Source organism: Bartonella sp. AP65SXKL (assembly GCF_042195725.1).
Classification (GTDB): domain Bacteria; phylum Pseudomonadota; class Alphaproteobacteria; order Rhizobiales; family Rhizobiaceae; genus Bartonella.
In genome coordinates, this window is record NZ_JBHIOW010000004.1 from 124,750 (window position 1) to 139,059 (window position 14,310).

The 14,310-nt window shown below is 40.6% G+C and carries 11 protein-coding genes and 1 pseudogene; 9 read left to right on the top strand and 3 right to left on the bottom strand.

Annotated elements, in window-relative coordinates; translation table 11 throughout:
- The 9 genes and pseudogenes from ACFIMP_RS04070 to ACFIMP_RS04110 form a co-directional block, all read left to right on the top strand.
- Positions 1–1,269 (top strand): tol-pal system YbgF family protein (locus tag ACFIMP_RS04070; RefSeq protein WP_524535889.1); only part of this gene is annotated, 1,269 nt, incomplete at its 5' end.
- 18 nt (positions 1,270–1,287) lie between these two features.
- Positions 1,288–2,775 (top strand): tRNA lysidine(34) synthetase TilS, encoded by a 1,488-nt coding sequence (tilS, locus tag ACFIMP_RS04075; protein WP_375686021.1) that lies wholly within the window; start codon positions 1,288–1,290, stop codon positions 2,773–2,775.
- Between the two features lie 114 nt (positions 2,776–2,889).
- The gene (gene ftsH / locus ACFIMP_RS04080; RefSeq protein ID WP_375686022.1) at positions 2,890–5,052 is read left to right on the top strand and encodes an ATP-dependent zinc metalloprotease FtsH; all 2,163 of its coding nucleotides are present in this window, start codon (positions 2,890–2,892) and stop codon (positions 5,050–5,052) included.
- Between the two features lie 553 nt (positions 5,053–5,605).
- Complete coding sequence (glmM, locus tag ACFIMP_RS04085; protein WP_375686023.1) at positions 5,606–6,979, top strand: phosphoglucosamine mutase; 1,374 nt, start codon at positions 5,606–5,608, stop codon at positions 6,977–6,979.
- Positions 6,980–7,558: 579 nt separating this feature from the next.
- Complete coding sequence (locus ACFIMP_RS04090) at positions 7,559–7,780, top strand: hypothetical protein (protein ID WP_375686024.1); 222 nt, start codon at positions 7,559–7,561, stop codon at positions 7,778–7,780.
- Positions 7,781–7,899: 119 nt separating this feature from the next.
- Positions 7,900–8,172, top strand: a pseudogene (locus ACFIMP_RS04095) (HigA family addiction module antitoxin).
- Between the two features lie 169 nt (positions 8,173–8,341).
- Positions 8,342–8,530, top strand: a complete 189-nt coding sequence (locus ACFIMP_RS04100) for an antitoxin VbhA family protein (RefSeq protein WP_375686025.1) — start codon at positions 8,342–8,344, stop codon at positions 8,528–8,530.
- Entirely contained in the window at positions 8,517–10,034 is a 1,518-nt protein-coding gene (gene vbhT, locus ACFIMP_RS04105; protein ID WP_375686026.1) for a type II toxin-antitoxin system protein adenylyltransferase VbhT, read from the top strand. Before ACFIMP_RS04100 ends, vbhT begins: the two co-directional genes overlap by 14 nt.
- A 166-nt stretch (positions 10,035–10,200) precedes the next feature.
- Entirely contained in the window at positions 10,201–10,320 is a 120-nt protein-coding gene (locus ACFIMP_RS04110) for a type II toxin-antitoxin system RelB/DinJ family antitoxin (protein ID WP_375686027.1), read from the top strand.
- Positions 10,321–11,182: 862 nt separating this feature from the next.
- Here the strand turns inward: ACFIMP_RS04110 and virB11 are convergent.
- The 3 genes from virB11 to virB9 are packed head-to-tail and all read right to left on the bottom strand — an operon-like array spanning position 11,183 to position 14,310.
- Positions 11,183–12,235, bottom strand: coding sequence for a P-type DNA transfer ATPase VirB11 (virB11, locus tag ACFIMP_RS04115; protein WP_375633411.1), 1,053 nt, complete (start codon positions 12,233–12,235; stop codon positions 11,183–11,185).
- Positions 12,236–12,252: 17 nt separating this feature from the next.
- Positions 12,253–13,431, bottom strand: coding sequence for a type IV secretion system protein VirB10 (virB10, locus tag ACFIMP_RS04120; RefSeq protein ID WP_375630943.1), 1,179 nt, complete (start codon positions 13,429–13,431; stop codon positions 12,253–12,255).
- 27 nt (positions 13,432–13,458) lie between these two features.
- Positions 13,459–14,310: a P-type conjugative transfer protein VirB9 gene (virB9, locus tag ACFIMP_RS04125; RefSeq protein WP_375685068.1), complete on the bottom strand. Its 852-nt coding sequence runs from the start codon at positions 14,308–14,310 to the stop codon at positions 13,459–13,461.

Genomic DNA, 14,310 nt, shown 5'->3' on the forward strand with positions numbered 1-14,310 from the left:
GAAAAAGCCACTGACGCTGTTAATAAGGCTGTTGATGCTGTGAAGGAAGCACCTGAAGCAGCTGATAAAGCAGCATCTGATGCGGCGGAAAAAGCCACTGACGCTGTTGATAAGGCTGTCGATGCTGTGAAAGAAGCACCTGAAGCAGCTGATAAAGCAGCATCTGATGTGATAGAAAAAGCCACTGACGCTGTTAATAAGGCTGTTGATGCTGTGAAGGAAGCACCTGAAGCAGCTGATAAAGCAGCATCTGATGCGGCGGAAAAAGCCACTGACGCTGTTAATAAGGCTGTTGATGCTGTGAAGGAAGCACCTGAAGCAGCTGATAAAGCAGCATCTGATGCGGCGGAAAAAGCCACTGACGCTGTTGATAAGGCTGTTGATGCTGTTAAAGAAGCGCCTGAAGCAGCCGATAAAGCAGCATCTGATGTGATAGAAAAAGCCACTGACGCCGTTAATAAGGCTGTTGATGCAGTGAAAGAAGCACCTGAAGCAGCTGATAAAGCAGCATCTGATGTGGTGGAAAAAGCTACTAGTGTTGCGGAGCACCAAGGGATTATTTTAGAGAATCAACAGGCTTTATTTAAAGATTATGATTTAGATAAGCTTTTGCATAAGATACGAATGGTGCTTGAGCATAACAGTTTAAAAAATGTTAACAAGCAGTTTCACGAGCTTTTTGATACAGAAGCCTCTTCTGTTTATTCTTGTTCTTTTGAAAAGTCTGCTGTAGATGAAAAATCTCAGACTGTAAAGGAAGAGATGGAGCAGGACCATAGTACAGGTGATCAGACAAAGGTTACTGCTGTGGAAGCTAAGGTGGAGAGCCATGACCATGAAAACAGTCAACCTTTTAACAAAGCGCATGAAGTAAGTGCTCCAATTGAAGCACATCAGAGTGACAATCTTTCTTCTTCTAAAGCTTTGTATAAGGAAGGGTATGATTTTATTCGTTCTGCTAACTATGTTGATGCTGAAAAAAGCTTTTGCGCTTTTCAAAATCGTTACAAAAAAGATTCTTTGAGTGATGATGCTTTATTTTGGTTGGCCGAATCTTTGTTGGGGCAAAAACGCTATCATGAAGCAGCACAAGTTTATCTTACCGCATGGTATGCAGATAAAAAGAAGCTCTATACCTCCGAGATTTTACTGAAATTAGCAAGAAGTATGGTCGCTCTTGAGCCAAATAAAGACGATTGTGCTCATTTTGTGAAAAAATCAAAACGTCAACAAACATTAGCATCTGTTTTTTGTAAACCTGCAAAATAAACAGCGAGGTCGTTTTCGGTGTGCGTTAGACTGGCAAGAAATCTCTTTAAAACATCGGATTTTATTCAATGTCAGAAGTTGATTCTTGCCGTCTCAGGGGGAAGTGATTCTTTGGCTTTGATGTTTTTGGTCAAAGAGCATTTGGAAACACTTGTATTTCCTCCAGAAATGACTGTTGTCACGGTTGATCATCAATTGCGTAAAGAATCGATGCGTGAGGCAGAAACTGTTGCGAAAATTTGTCGTGTCCATGATATTCAACATATCACTGTGCGATGGGAAGGCGAAAAGCCAAAGACGCATATTGCTTCCAGCGCGCGTGTTGCACGCTATGATCTCTTGGTTAAAGAAGCACAAAAACAAGGCGCATCACTTATTATGACGGGGCATACACTCAATGATCAGGTTGAAACCTATCAAATGCGGTATCAACGTCTCCAAAAGAATAGAGGTGCTTTATATAGTGAAGCTGTTGCCATGCGCGATGAGGTTTATGCCAGTGGTTTTGCTGGTATTTTGCGCGGTGAAGCCGAGGGTATACGTGATGAGGATCATACCAGAAAAACAAAAAAAAATATTGCCGAAAAAAACTATGGTCCCCTTTATGAGCGCGGTTTATCCTGTATTCCGCGTGAGGCGTTGTTGCATAGAAAAGTGCGTTTGATTCGGCCACTCCTTGGTGTAAAACGCCAAACATTACGGAATTATTTACGCTTACAAGGACAAACATGGATTGATGATCCAACCAATGAAGATCGCAATTTTGAACGTGTGCGCGTGCGTCAATCTCTTTCTCCACAAAAATTGGCTTATATTGCTCAAAAAATAAATGAAGCCGCATTGCAGCGTCGTCAACAAGCCAAAAATATTGCTGATTTGATCTTAGCGCTGGATATTACTGTCCAACATGGGCGTTGTTTCATAGCAAAGCCTGCGCTGTTTTTACAGAAACATTCCAGTTTTCCTTTTGTGGTGGGGCTCTTTGCTGTGCTGATGGGAGGGGGATTTTATTTGCTCCCCAATCAGAAATTAAGCATGCTTGTTCAAAAACTCTGTCTCGATTCTTCAGAAAAGCGGCGTTTTACTTATGCGGGCTCTGTTATTGAATATAACAAGCAGGGAATTTCTTTGTGGCGTGAAGGGCGAAATATGAAAGAGGCTATTGTTGAGCCAGATAAAACTTTTATATGGGATGGGCGCTATCATATCACAAATCATGGATATGAGGCTATAAAGGTTGGAGCCGCAAATTTAGAACAGCTGAAATTTTTATTAAAAAATAGCGATTTTGAGCTTGAAAAGCCTCATTTTCCCTCTTTACAATCGCTGCTGATGATCTCAAATCATAAAGGGTATGATATTCCAGAGTTGATTTCTCAAGCAGTTGTTCATAAACATGTTATCGTCAAGCGGATTATGGCACCTTTCGATTGGCTTTCCTCACGAGAAGATGCTGCCTTGGTGAATGTTGTGGAACCTTTTTTTAATATTGAGGTGAAAAGATAAAGGAAAATTACTCTAAAAGAAAATAAACAGCTTCTCATCCCTTGGCAAGGGGCTGACAAGGTTATATGTTAAGGGGAACTGTTTGAAATCTATATTTGATTAAGTGGGCTGAATATGAATTCCAATTACCGCTCTCTCCTTATTTGGGGAGTTATTGCATTGATTTTGATTGTGTCGTTTTCTCTCTTTAATGGAGATAGCCAACGTTCTGGTGGTGGAGAAGTCTCCTATTCTGAATTTTTGCAAAAAGTTGAGAATAATGAGTTGAAATCTGTGACCATTCAAGGTCAAAAGTTAACAGGAAAAACCATTGAACATAGAGCTATTTCAACCTATGCTCCTCGCGATCCAGGTTTGATACAAAAATTGGAAAGTAAAAACGTCAATGTTAAAGCTATTCCTGAAAGCTCTGGAAATAGCATTTTCCTCAATCTCCTCTTTTCCTTGTTACCTGTTATTATTATCGTGGGGGCGTGGGTCTTTTTTATGCGGCAAATGCAAAATGGGTCACGCGGTGCAATGGGATTTGGGAAATCGAAAGCAAGATTGCTTAATGAAGCGCAAGGACGTATTACCTTTAAAGATGTTGCTGGCGTTGAAGAAGCAAAGCAAGATCTTCAAGAAATTGTTGAATTTTTACGCGAACCACAAAAATTTCAACGCTTAGGGGGGCGTATCCCACGCGGTGTTTTGCTTGTTGGTCCTCCAGGAACCGGTAAAACTTTGCTAGCACGTTCTGTGGCCGGTGAAGCCAATGTGCCATTCTTTACCATTTCAGGGTCTGATTTTGTTGAAATGTTTGTTGGTGTTGGGGCAAGCCGTGTGCGCGATATGTTCGAACAGGCTAAAAAAAATGCACCTTGTATTATCTTTATTGATGAAATCGATGCTGTTGGGCGCCATCGGGGGGCTGGTCTTGGCGGTGGAAACGATGAACGTGAACAGACCTTAAACCAGTTGCTTGTCGAAATGGATGGGTTTGAGCCCAATGAAAGTATTATTCTTATTGCCGCAACAAACCGTCCCGATGTGCTTGATCCCGCTTTGTTAAGACCAGGGCGTTTCGACCGACAAGTTGTTGTGCCAAACCCTGATGTTTCTGGGCGTGAACAAATCTTGAAAGTGCATGTGCGCAACGTGCCTTTAGCGCCTAACGTTGATTTGAAAATTTTGGCAAGGGGAACACCAGGATTTTCCGGTGCGGACCTGATGAATCTGGTCAATGAAGCTGCTCTTATGGCTGCAAGCCGTAATAAAAGAGTTGTCACGATGCAAGAATTCGAAGATGCCAAAGATAAGGTGATGATGGGGGCGGAACGTCGTTCAACCGCTATGACACAAGAGGAAAAAGAACTCACTGCCTATCATGAAGCAGGACATGCTATTGTGGCTCTTAATGTGCCGGTTGCTGATCCTGTCCACAAAGCAACAATCGTTCCAAGGGGAAGAGCATTGGGAATGGTGATGCAATTGCCTGAAGGCGATCGCTATTCTATGAGTTATCGGTGGATGATTTCTCGTCTGGCCATTATGATGGGTGGACGTGTGGCTGAAGAATTAAAGTTTGGAAAGGAAAATATCACATCTGGTGCTTCTTCTGATATTGAACAAGCAACGAAATTAGCTCGCGCGATGATCACACGGTGGGGATTTTCTGATCTGCTTGGAAATGTAGCTTATGGCGATAACCAAGATGAAGTCTTTTTGGGTCATTCTGTTGCGCGAACACAAAATGTCTCTGAAGAAACAGCGCGCATGATTGATATGGAAGTGCGTAAGCTTATTGATGATGCCTATAAAAATGCGACAAACATTTTGAAAACAAAAAGAAAAGAATGGTTTGCTTTGGCACAAGGTTTGTTGGAATATGAGACTTTAACGGGAGCTGAAATTAACGAAGTTATTGCAGGAAAGCCTCCTTCACGCACACAGAAAGATGAGGGTGCTGCGCCACGGGGGTCTTCTGTTCCAAAAACTGGAAAAATGAAGACAGAGACAACAGTGGTAGATGAAAAAAGCGCTGAAGAAGCCCCTAAAACAGTGCTTCATAAAGCAGAGACAGATAAAGGCGAGGCAGGCAAAGCAGAGGCAGCTGTTGGGAAAAAAACAGCAAAATCCGGTAATGTTGAGCCTAAGGAGGCTCAGTCTAAAGAAGTGCAATCGGATGAGACTGAGAAAAAAGCGCAAAGCACAAAAGGCACCACAAAATCAGTCAACCGCTCTAAAAGTAATGCTGAAAAGAAGTCCAATACTGCGGGACATGATAAAGAAAAATAAGAATTATTTAATATCGCTTGAGTGACGATGTTTTAGGAAAACTTCTAATTTTTTTGAGAAAGGCGCAAGTTTTGTTTGCGCCTTTCTTGTAATATTTGCAAAAATATGAAAGCAAAAAATTAAGCAAAGCCGTTGTATGATGGCAGCTTTAGCATGCTACAAGGCGAGGTGGACTGTTGCTTTTCTAATGTGGTAGGGGGTTGTAAGGTTAGGCGATAGATTTCCTTGCTGATTTGGTAGGGTATGAGGTTTGGTGCTGGGTTTCTTTACGGATTTAGCAAGTGTGTGAAATTATCCGTTGGTTGTGTTAAAGGGATGTATAGAGCATTTTGAGGAGATAATATTGCTTTTATGTGTAAGGGTGTAAACATAATTGCTTGAGAGTGGTTTAGATGTGTAGATGGTGAATAGGGGGCTTGATTGTCTAAATGCATGAAGGTTTAAGATCAATGATCTGATTTTATACGGGGAGAGGAGGACTATTGTACCAAGGGGGCTTGTTAGGATTTTAAGGAAAAGCCAAGGGAAGAATTATATATTAAAGGAAAGAGGCATGGTGCAAAAATATTTTGGTACAGATGGAATTCGGGGGAAAGCCAATTCATTTCCTATGACACCCGATTTTGCCATGAAGGTGGGGATGGCTGTAGGGGTTTTATTTCGCTCACAACATCAATCTCATCGTGTGGTGATTGGCAAGGATACACGATTATCTGGCTATATGTTGGAAAACGCTTTGGTTTCAGGGTTGACTGCTGCGGGGATGGAAGCTTTTTTATTGGGTCCAGTGCCAACCCCTGCTGTTGCAATGCTTTGCCGCTCTTTGCGCGCGGATCTTGGGGTGATGATTTCTGCTTCTCATAATCCGTTCTATGATAATGGAATTAAACTTTTTGGTCCTGATGGTTTTAAACTTTCAGATGATATGGAAGCCAAAATTGAACAATTGATCGATACAGATCTTTCAAAATCTTTAGCAAGTTCTGCCGAAATTGGTTATGCAAAACGGGTTGAGGGAGATATTTATCGTTATATTGAATATGCCAAACGAACTTTGCCGCGTGATGTTCGCTTAGATACTGTGCGTATTGTTGTGGATTGTGCTAATGGGGCTGCTTATAAAGCGGCTCCCCGTGCTTTATGGGAATTGGGGGCTGAGGTTTTTGCTATTCATGATGAACCCAATGGGACCAATATTAATCAAAAATGTGGATCAACCGATTTAAGCTCTTTAAAACGAAAAGTGCATGAAGTGCGTGCTGATGTGGGGATTGCTCTTGATGGAGATGGGGATCGGGTTCTCATTGTGGATGAAAAAGCACAAACGGTTGATGGAGATCAGTTGATTGCTGTAATTGCTGAAAATTGGCATAAAATGGGACGATTACGGTGCAATGGTGTTGTCACAACGATTATGTCAAATCTTGGACTAGAGCGTTTCTTGAATAGCAAAGGGTTGCACCTTGTAAGGACAAAAGTTGGAGATCGTTATGTTGTCGATGCCATGCGCCAAAAGGGATATAATGTTGGTGGTGAGGCTTCTGGCCATATCGTGCTTAGTGATTTTGGTACCACGGGTGATGGCTTGGTGGCTGCATTGCAGATTTTAGCCTGTATGAAGGAAAGTCAAAGCCCTATGAGCCAATTGTGTAAACGGTTTGAGCCTGTACCGCAAATTTTAAAAAATGTAACGATTAAAAATAAAAATGTCTTGAAAAAAAATCCCGTCAAAGCGGCCATTGATCAAGCAGAGAAGCGGTTGGGAAAAGAGGCACGGCTGGTGATCCGCGCTTCTGGAACTGAGCCGGTTATCCGCCTTATGGCTGAAGGCGATGCACGAGAAGTATTGGACACTGTCGTGACAGAGTTGATGGATGTTATTATTCATCATGATGTACGCATGGGGACTACACTTGAGGAATCTTGATTTTTTTGAGAAAATTATCAGATCATCTTTGAATAAAGGTCTGATTTTAATGCGGGATTTTGGCAATTACAAAAGGTATGATTATTAACTTTGTTAGTGATGTAATAACGGTAATGGATACTCTATCTACGAAAAAATTAAATAAAAAAGGGAAAAGTCTAATTCTAATAACTACAATGCGTATAGATTTCTCTATAGTTCGTAAGATATAAAAAATATGCCTTTTTTTGATTTTCCTTTTTCTTTTACTTATTCGTAAATCGGTTATTAGTTTAACAGAGTTTGTAGGGGGGGGGGAGTTTATTAGTGTTATTCATTCTTTTTACTGGACATACAGCGGGTGCAGCGCCCCATGAACATCAAACAGCAATGATCATTGTGGTTATATCATCTTGATGTTTCTAAGTGCCGCTGCCAATTGGAGATATGATACGCTCCTATTACGTTTAGCTCCTCCTAATTATGAACTTATACTTTTCCAATAATTAGTAGAATAATGAGAAAGAGATGAGAATGAGCAATTTTTTCACGACAGTTCTAATGTTTATAAAGTAAAAAAAGCCGTGTGATGTAAAAATAATGAACATTTTTTGGATCTTGGAGGGGTACACTCTATATTCATTTATGATTTTAGGATTTAAACATAAAAGGATTGAAGCCTTCTATAATACTGGTACGACTGAAGGGATTAGAACCGCCCATGCTCAAAAATTAAAGCGTATTCTAAGTGCTCTTGAAGTAGATGTATTGCCAAAAGATTTTGAGTTATCCGTCCTTTTGATTACATCTGCTAAAGGGTGATTTCAAGGATTATTAGTCAATTACTGTAAATGGAAATTGTCGCGTAATACTTCGCTTTGATAGCATAGATGTCGAAATGGTTGATTATCTGGATTATCATCAAAAAGGAGATCTAAATAATGATGAAGAATCCTTCACATCCCGGTGAATTATTGCGAGAAGATGTGATCAAAGAGCTTGGTTTATCCGTTAATGAAGCAGCAGAGTAGCTTGGTATATCTCGTGTAGCACTTTCTAGAGTTTTAAATGGAAAAGCCGCTATGAGAGCTAATCTTGCTATTAGGCTTGAAATGGCTGGTGTAAGCACAGCACGTGCTTGGCTTGCTATGCAAACAAATTATGATCTATCAAAAAAATTCCTTAACAACAGTCTCATGATCAAGATTGCATAAAAGAGTTTCAAATGGCAGTTAAGTTTTTGCAACAGAGACGTATACAAGAGCTAAATCATGCGTATGAGCGTACAAGGTCAAAAGATGTAACGCGGGTAAGACAAGGAATAAAATCTTGTTTCTATAGTCTGTTTGGCTATAATAAATGTAAGCAAAGGAGGGTTTTAATATGTTGAGTGAAGAGGAACTTAAGCTGCGTCGCCTCTATGCTGAAAATGCATTGGCAAGCCAACGTTTAGAGGGATTAGAGCCAGATCCGCTGGTTGTTGCACAAATGGAGCGTGTTATTATTGGAGAGTTTGAAACAAGTGATATCCTCAAAGATTATATGGAGAGGGTAAAACGTGGAGAAGTATAAGGGGAGCGGTGATCCTTATACTGATCCTGAAACTGGTGTGATGTATAATCGGTTTGGTATTAAAGACAAAGCCACGCTACAACGTGTAGAATCTACGATTTCTTATGTGAAATCTTTCGAATTTGTACATACTCCTATTGGTGGTAAGTTTGATCTGGATTACATGAAAGAGATTCATAGAAGACTGTTTGGCGACATATATGAATGGGCGGGACAAGTTCGTTTAGTGGATATTGCCAAAGGCAATAGTATGTTTGCTAGTTATAATCAGATTGAAAGTTATGCACCGAAGATTACGCAAAAGCTTGCAAAAGAACAGTATCTGCGTGGTCTTGGCGCTTATGACTTTAGCCAAAGGGCTGGGTATTACATGGGCGAATTGAATGCGTTGCATCCGTTTCGAGAGGGGAATGGGCGTACTCAGCGTGAATTTATGGTGCAACTGGCTTGTGAAGCTGGTTATCATATCAACTGGAAGGGTATTGAGCGACAAGAAATGACACGTGCGTCAATTGAAGCACATTTTGGTAATTCAGAATATCTATCTGCACTCATCTATAAGAACCTTATCAAGTTTACAGAAAATAAAAGGGATGATGTTTCTCAAGGTATTGGCAAAAATATTGCTTTTGGCGTTGATCTTAATAAAGAGTGCTTGGAACAACAAAAAGAGAAGATTGAAACTCCTTGGGATAGAGAAAAGACAAGTTTTGCTAAACGTCAAAAAGAAGAACTAGAACAATTACAAAATGATTTGAATGTTGTTGCAAAAGCAACAGAACGAGAGCCATACCTTGCGGCTTATACGGATAACTCTAATCTAGAACAGAAGGTGTTAAGCGCCCTTAGAAATAAAAAATCTTATGTTAATATGTTTAAGGAGTTAAACAGTCGTTTAGCATTTATTTATAGAGATCCACAAGAGGCTGCGTTTAGGATTGAGCAAACGATTTTAGCAGGTAAAGGCGATAAACTTCCTGATATTTTGGAAAGGGAACCTGATAGAGCAGGCGAACTGCGTGGGTCAGATCGTTTTATCGATAAATTGAAGGCTACAGGAAAAGAACGAAAAGAAGCGCTTTATCATGTTCCTCTTGCTGTTTCTACTATGAGAGAGCTTCAATCCTTTTATAAGAATTCTTATGAGACACATATGGATAGTGTTACACGGGAGCGTGAGCGATTGAAAGTTGAGGTTCCGTCACTTTCACAAGAAGCAGTGACTTTTATGAAAAATGTTGAAGCTGGTTGTGATAGTTATTCAAAGATACCAGAGCAGGTTAATCAAGAGTTTTTAAAGCTACAAAGTGTTTTAGATAAACGTTTTGGACATGATGCCATTCATAAATATGGTTTTGATTTATCAAAAGCAATCCCCAAAGAACAGTCTTATAATAAAGAACGCATAAAAGAATTTCAAATGGCAGTTAAGTTTTTGCAACAGAGACAACAGGAGAAAATCAACGCAATAGCGCGTGCAAGATCAATAGATATGATACGGTAAGGGCAAGGATAAAGCCTTATACTGTATAAGCCCTATTAAGCCATATGGCAAAAGAGAGGTAATCAAAAGAGGTTTAATATGGGTGTGACAAAAGATGTTGTATGTGCCTGCATAGATAGGGCGTTAAAAAAAATCCGGTGAAATATTAGCAAGTTTAGGACTTACGGTGTCTGATTTCATCCGTATTGCTTTGACAAAAGTTGTTGATGAAAGAGGATTGCCGTTTGATATGTATATTCCTCATGCGAAAACGCTTAAAACTTTCGAGAAAAGTAACAAGGGTTAAGAGAAGTGACAAGGGTAAAGAGATATAGCTGAAGATAGGTAAGATTTGTTTTGTCATTTGGATATTTGATATTTCTGATCATTCACTTCAAGTTAGCTTTTCATTTACATCATTATCGTTATGGGTGTTTCCGTATATTGAATGATGTATGCAAACCGTGATTGAAATGGCAGCTTATTGAATTTCTGTGAAAGAAGAAGGCATATCGCCTGAATAATTATTTGATATTGTTTCTTTTATTGCTACTCATTCAGATGCTGGTGGTCTTATGCAAGGTATGAGAAAAAGCCAAGGAAAGTTAGGTTTAAAAGCATAAGAGTAAAAGTGGGGGATATAAAGTTATACCCTTTTTTGGTGGTTAAAATATTCCGGTGTTGATCGAAGATATTTACAGTCAATCATCTTGAGGTAATTTGACAAAATCAGAGAGGAATGCGTTGAAGAAAATTTTTATATTGCGCCTTGATGAATATCGAAAAGAATAATAATGGATAAGGCAAGTAAAGAAGGATCTCGTATATTACAAGGTGCTCGTGAAGCTCTTGTCTGAAGCTAAAGGTGAAGCGGATACTAAATTTGGTATCTATATTCCTGCAAATGTTGATGTCAAAAAAAATCAGAAAAAATATAGGGTTATAGATATCATTTTCGGCACGTTTTGGTTTTCCTGTGGGGCGCATGCGTGATTGGGAATGGGGATGATATTTTTACTTCTTTTTGCTTTCAATTCATTGAAAATGAACTTGAAGCTATGGTGGTAATTTAGCACGCGATGATATCCGCGGCTTATAATCGTGTTTTTAAGAAAGCTCTATTGGTATAGTTTTTGCTTATAAAAAAGGGTGTGAGGGGTAGCGTTTTTTTAAAAAGCATCACGGCGTTTGAAAGGGTCGTAATAGATTTCTGTTACACGAAATTTTCCTTCGAGGCGTTTACATTGGATGATGACATCAATCATCGAGATTAATAAGCCGCGGATATCATCGCGTGCTAAATTACCACCACCGTCACTTTCTTTGACTAAAAGGGTCATTTGTTCAAAGGCTGCAAGGGCTGTTGAGGCGTGGACGGTGGTAATGGAGCCGGGGTGACCAGAGTTGACATTACGGATATAGTAAAAGGCTGTACCATCACGCAGCTCTTGTAGAAGGATTCTGTCGGGGCGCATGCGTAAGCCTGATTCAAGCAGTTCTTTTGCGCCTGCTTTTGCTAAGCCTTGGTTATCTTTTGAATAAAAGAGCTGCACTTTGTTGGCGTGCGGAACGACAAGTTCTGGTGTGTCTTCAATGGTGAGAATTCGTTCATAGTCAGGGATTTTTGCAATCAAAGCTTTGGAGAGGGTTGTTTTACCAGAACCGGTTTTTCCCGATATTAAGATATTTTGTTGTGTAATAACGGCTCTTTCTAAAAAGGTGCAAAAATCTTTCGCGATAAAGAGATCTGTTAGCTCTTTGTCTGTATCAGAGAGTTCGGATAATCGTTCTGTCATTTGTTGCGTGGGTGTGAAACTGGTGTTTTGGGCGACAGAAAACAGATTGTTTTCATGTAAACTTTCAAGAGAAAAAGTGCGTGATGAAGGTTTACGAATGGTCATGCTAATGGTATTGGCTGCAACTGCTGGAGGCATAACAATTTGTATGCGTTCGTTGTTTGGCAGTGTTGCGGAGAGAACGGGGTTTTCTACACTGATTTTTTGTGTTGTGTAGGCAGCAACAACTTTTGCAATCCCTTCTAGTTCGCTGTAGGTTAGCTCTTTTAAGATGTGGGTTTGCCAACCATTGGGACCCTCAACGATTACTTCGCCAGGGCGATTGATGACAATTTCAAATAAATTGTCATTATTGAGGAAGTCATCTAAGATCTTTAATTTTGTTAAGACGATGGAGGCGCGTTCTGCATTTTTTGCTGATGGCATAATGTGACTTTATTGGCTTAATGAAAAAAGGAATAGCTGGGAGTAGAGCGGTTTCTTTTGCTCTTTACGACTAGTTTATAGACAGAGGAAAAATCGAGATCTTTTGCTACAAAGATGTTGACCAGTTCGCCTTGAAATTTTTCTAAGGTAGGAGGGATGTTGATTTGATTTTCAAGAGCAATACTGGCGGCATCTTTTCCAGTGTTGTTTGCGCCTTCAAAACCGCCGCCTCCAGAGTTGTTTGAACCTTCTTTATTGGAATTGCCTACTATTTTATTTGTTAAAACTGTTGTGGCACCATCAATAACGGTGAGTAAAAGGGAAGAGCCAAAGCGTTCCCACCAATGGGTGTTGATGTTGCCATCAAAACCGGCTCTGCCTAAACTGTCGGTTGCGGGTGAGGCAAGGTCGATGATGACACCGGTTGGGGTTTTTGCTCTTGTCCAGAGTACAAAGAGGCGAGATTGACCTTGTTTTATCCCTCCGCGGTATTCGCCAATCACTTGGGTTCCTTTATCAAGCAAAACAACGCGCCCATTGTCAGAGAGGATATCACGGTTGATGATGCAGCTTGCAAAGCCTGGTTGCTCACTGTTTAATGCGGTTTCTAAGATACAGGGAATAGAGGTTCCCATGGCGATGATAAAGTTTCTATTGCCGATGAGTTTTGCTTTTGCTTTTGCTTCTTCTGTTTTGGTAGGCTTTAATAGGGTTGCAAAATTTTGTGTGTCTTGAAGGGCAGGAGAATTTTGCGCATTCGCGAGATTTTCAAGGGCATGGAATTTTTCAAAGGGGTTGAGAGTCGTGTTGACGATGTCTTTTAATTGAGATTTAGAGCCTTTGGCAAAAGCGAGAACAGGGGCACGTCTTGCGGCATCAAGTAGTGGGTCATCTTTTTTGGGTTCTTGTGCGAGTGGTTGTGGGGGTGGTAAGGTTATTGGCGCTATGTTGGCGCGCGGGTCAGAGGGGGCGAGCTCTAAAGGGGCGAGGGAATTGTGAAAGCTTTTTTCTTGTTTTTTATGAGCTTTTGCGGTGTCTTTTTGTTCTGTGGGGGAGGATAAGATGTTCCAGAGCACATAGCCGCAGATTCCTATACAGGCTATTGCGACAACTATTTTTTTGCCAGCGCTTTTGGCACTATTGTTTTTGCCATCCCCAATAGATCCGCGATCTTCGATGATTGATTTATCACTCATGTGTTGTCCCCTTCAATTCCCGCTTATTTAAAGATCTGATGCAACTTTACGTTCAACAGATGGTGAGGTTGTTCCGGTATTTGGATTTGTGCCTTTTGGTTGATAGGCTTCGTTAAAGACGCATAGGACGTTTTTTCCCTGTCTTAGGGTGAAGCGTGCGCTAATGGCATGGACAATCACCATGTTGCCTCTTGTGGTTTTGGGAACCAGCGATTCTGTACCGTCATTGCTGACAATGTAAATGGCAGGGATTTCTTGGTTGTCTGGAAATGTAAATGTTGTTGTTTTGCCATTGTCATAAACAGAGGAGGGTTCAAGAGTGATAGAGCCTTGAGCGGTGTAAGCCCAATTGCGAGGTCCGTAGGTTTCAGAAGCGTTGAAGACATTATCGATACGCTGGGCTTGTTGTTTTTCTTGTCGCATAAGGGCTGCGAGTCTTCTTTGTTCTGCTTCTTCTTGTGGGTAGCGAAATTTCACAAGGAAATATGTTTCTTGTCCAGATGAAATTTCCCCATCTTTGACCATGAGTTCAAATTGATAGGAGCGCTTTGAGCCATCAAGCTTTGTGGTGACGACTTGGAGATTGGTAATGGGTTGGACTTCCCGCGCTTTGAGGAAAAGAATATTGCCAGCGGGGGCGACTTCCCATGCAACGCTGTTGCCAATTGCTACATGGGCAATTTCTTCATTGGGAGAAAATTCTATTTGTACCGATGAGCGTATGGAGCCAATAATTTTTGTGACATTATAGGCATCATAGTTGATAAAGCGAATGCGGCTATCGCTTGGCGCACGGGTGGGAAAAATACTGGCATGGCTAGGCGTTAAAGAAAGGGTAATAGCGATGTTAAGAATGAGAAAAAGAATTTTTTTTGTCAT

Excerpts from the sequence above, each read along its gene's own strand:
- ACFIMP_RS04090 (WP_375686024.1), top strand. The coding sequence starts at position 7,559 with ATGAACATTTTTTGGATCTTGGAGGGGTACACTCTATATTCATTTATG.
- ACFIMP_RS04100 (WP_375686025.1), top strand. The coding sequence starts at position 8,342 with ATGTTGAGTGAAGAGGAACTTAAGCTGCGTCGCCTCTATGCTGAAAAT.
- virB9 (WP_375685068.1), bottom strand. The coding sequence starts at position 14,310 with ATGACAAAAAAAATTCTTTTTCTCATTCTTAACATCGCTATTACCCTT.
- ftsH (WP_375686022.1), top strand. The coding sequence starts at position 2,890 with ATGAATTCCAATTACCGCTCTCTCCTTATTTGGGGAGTTATTGCATTG.
- virB11 (WP_375633411.1), bottom strand. The coding sequence starts at position 12,235 with ATGCCATCAGCAAAAAATGCAGAACGCGCCTCCATCGTCTTAACAAAA.
- glmM (WP_375686023.1), top strand. The coding sequence starts at position 5,606 with ATGGTGCAAAAATATTTTGGTACAGATGGAATTCGGGGGAAAGCCAAT.
- virB10 (WP_375630943.1), bottom strand. The coding sequence starts at position 13,431 with ATGAGTGATAAATCAATCATCGAAGATCGCGGATCTATTGGGGATGGC.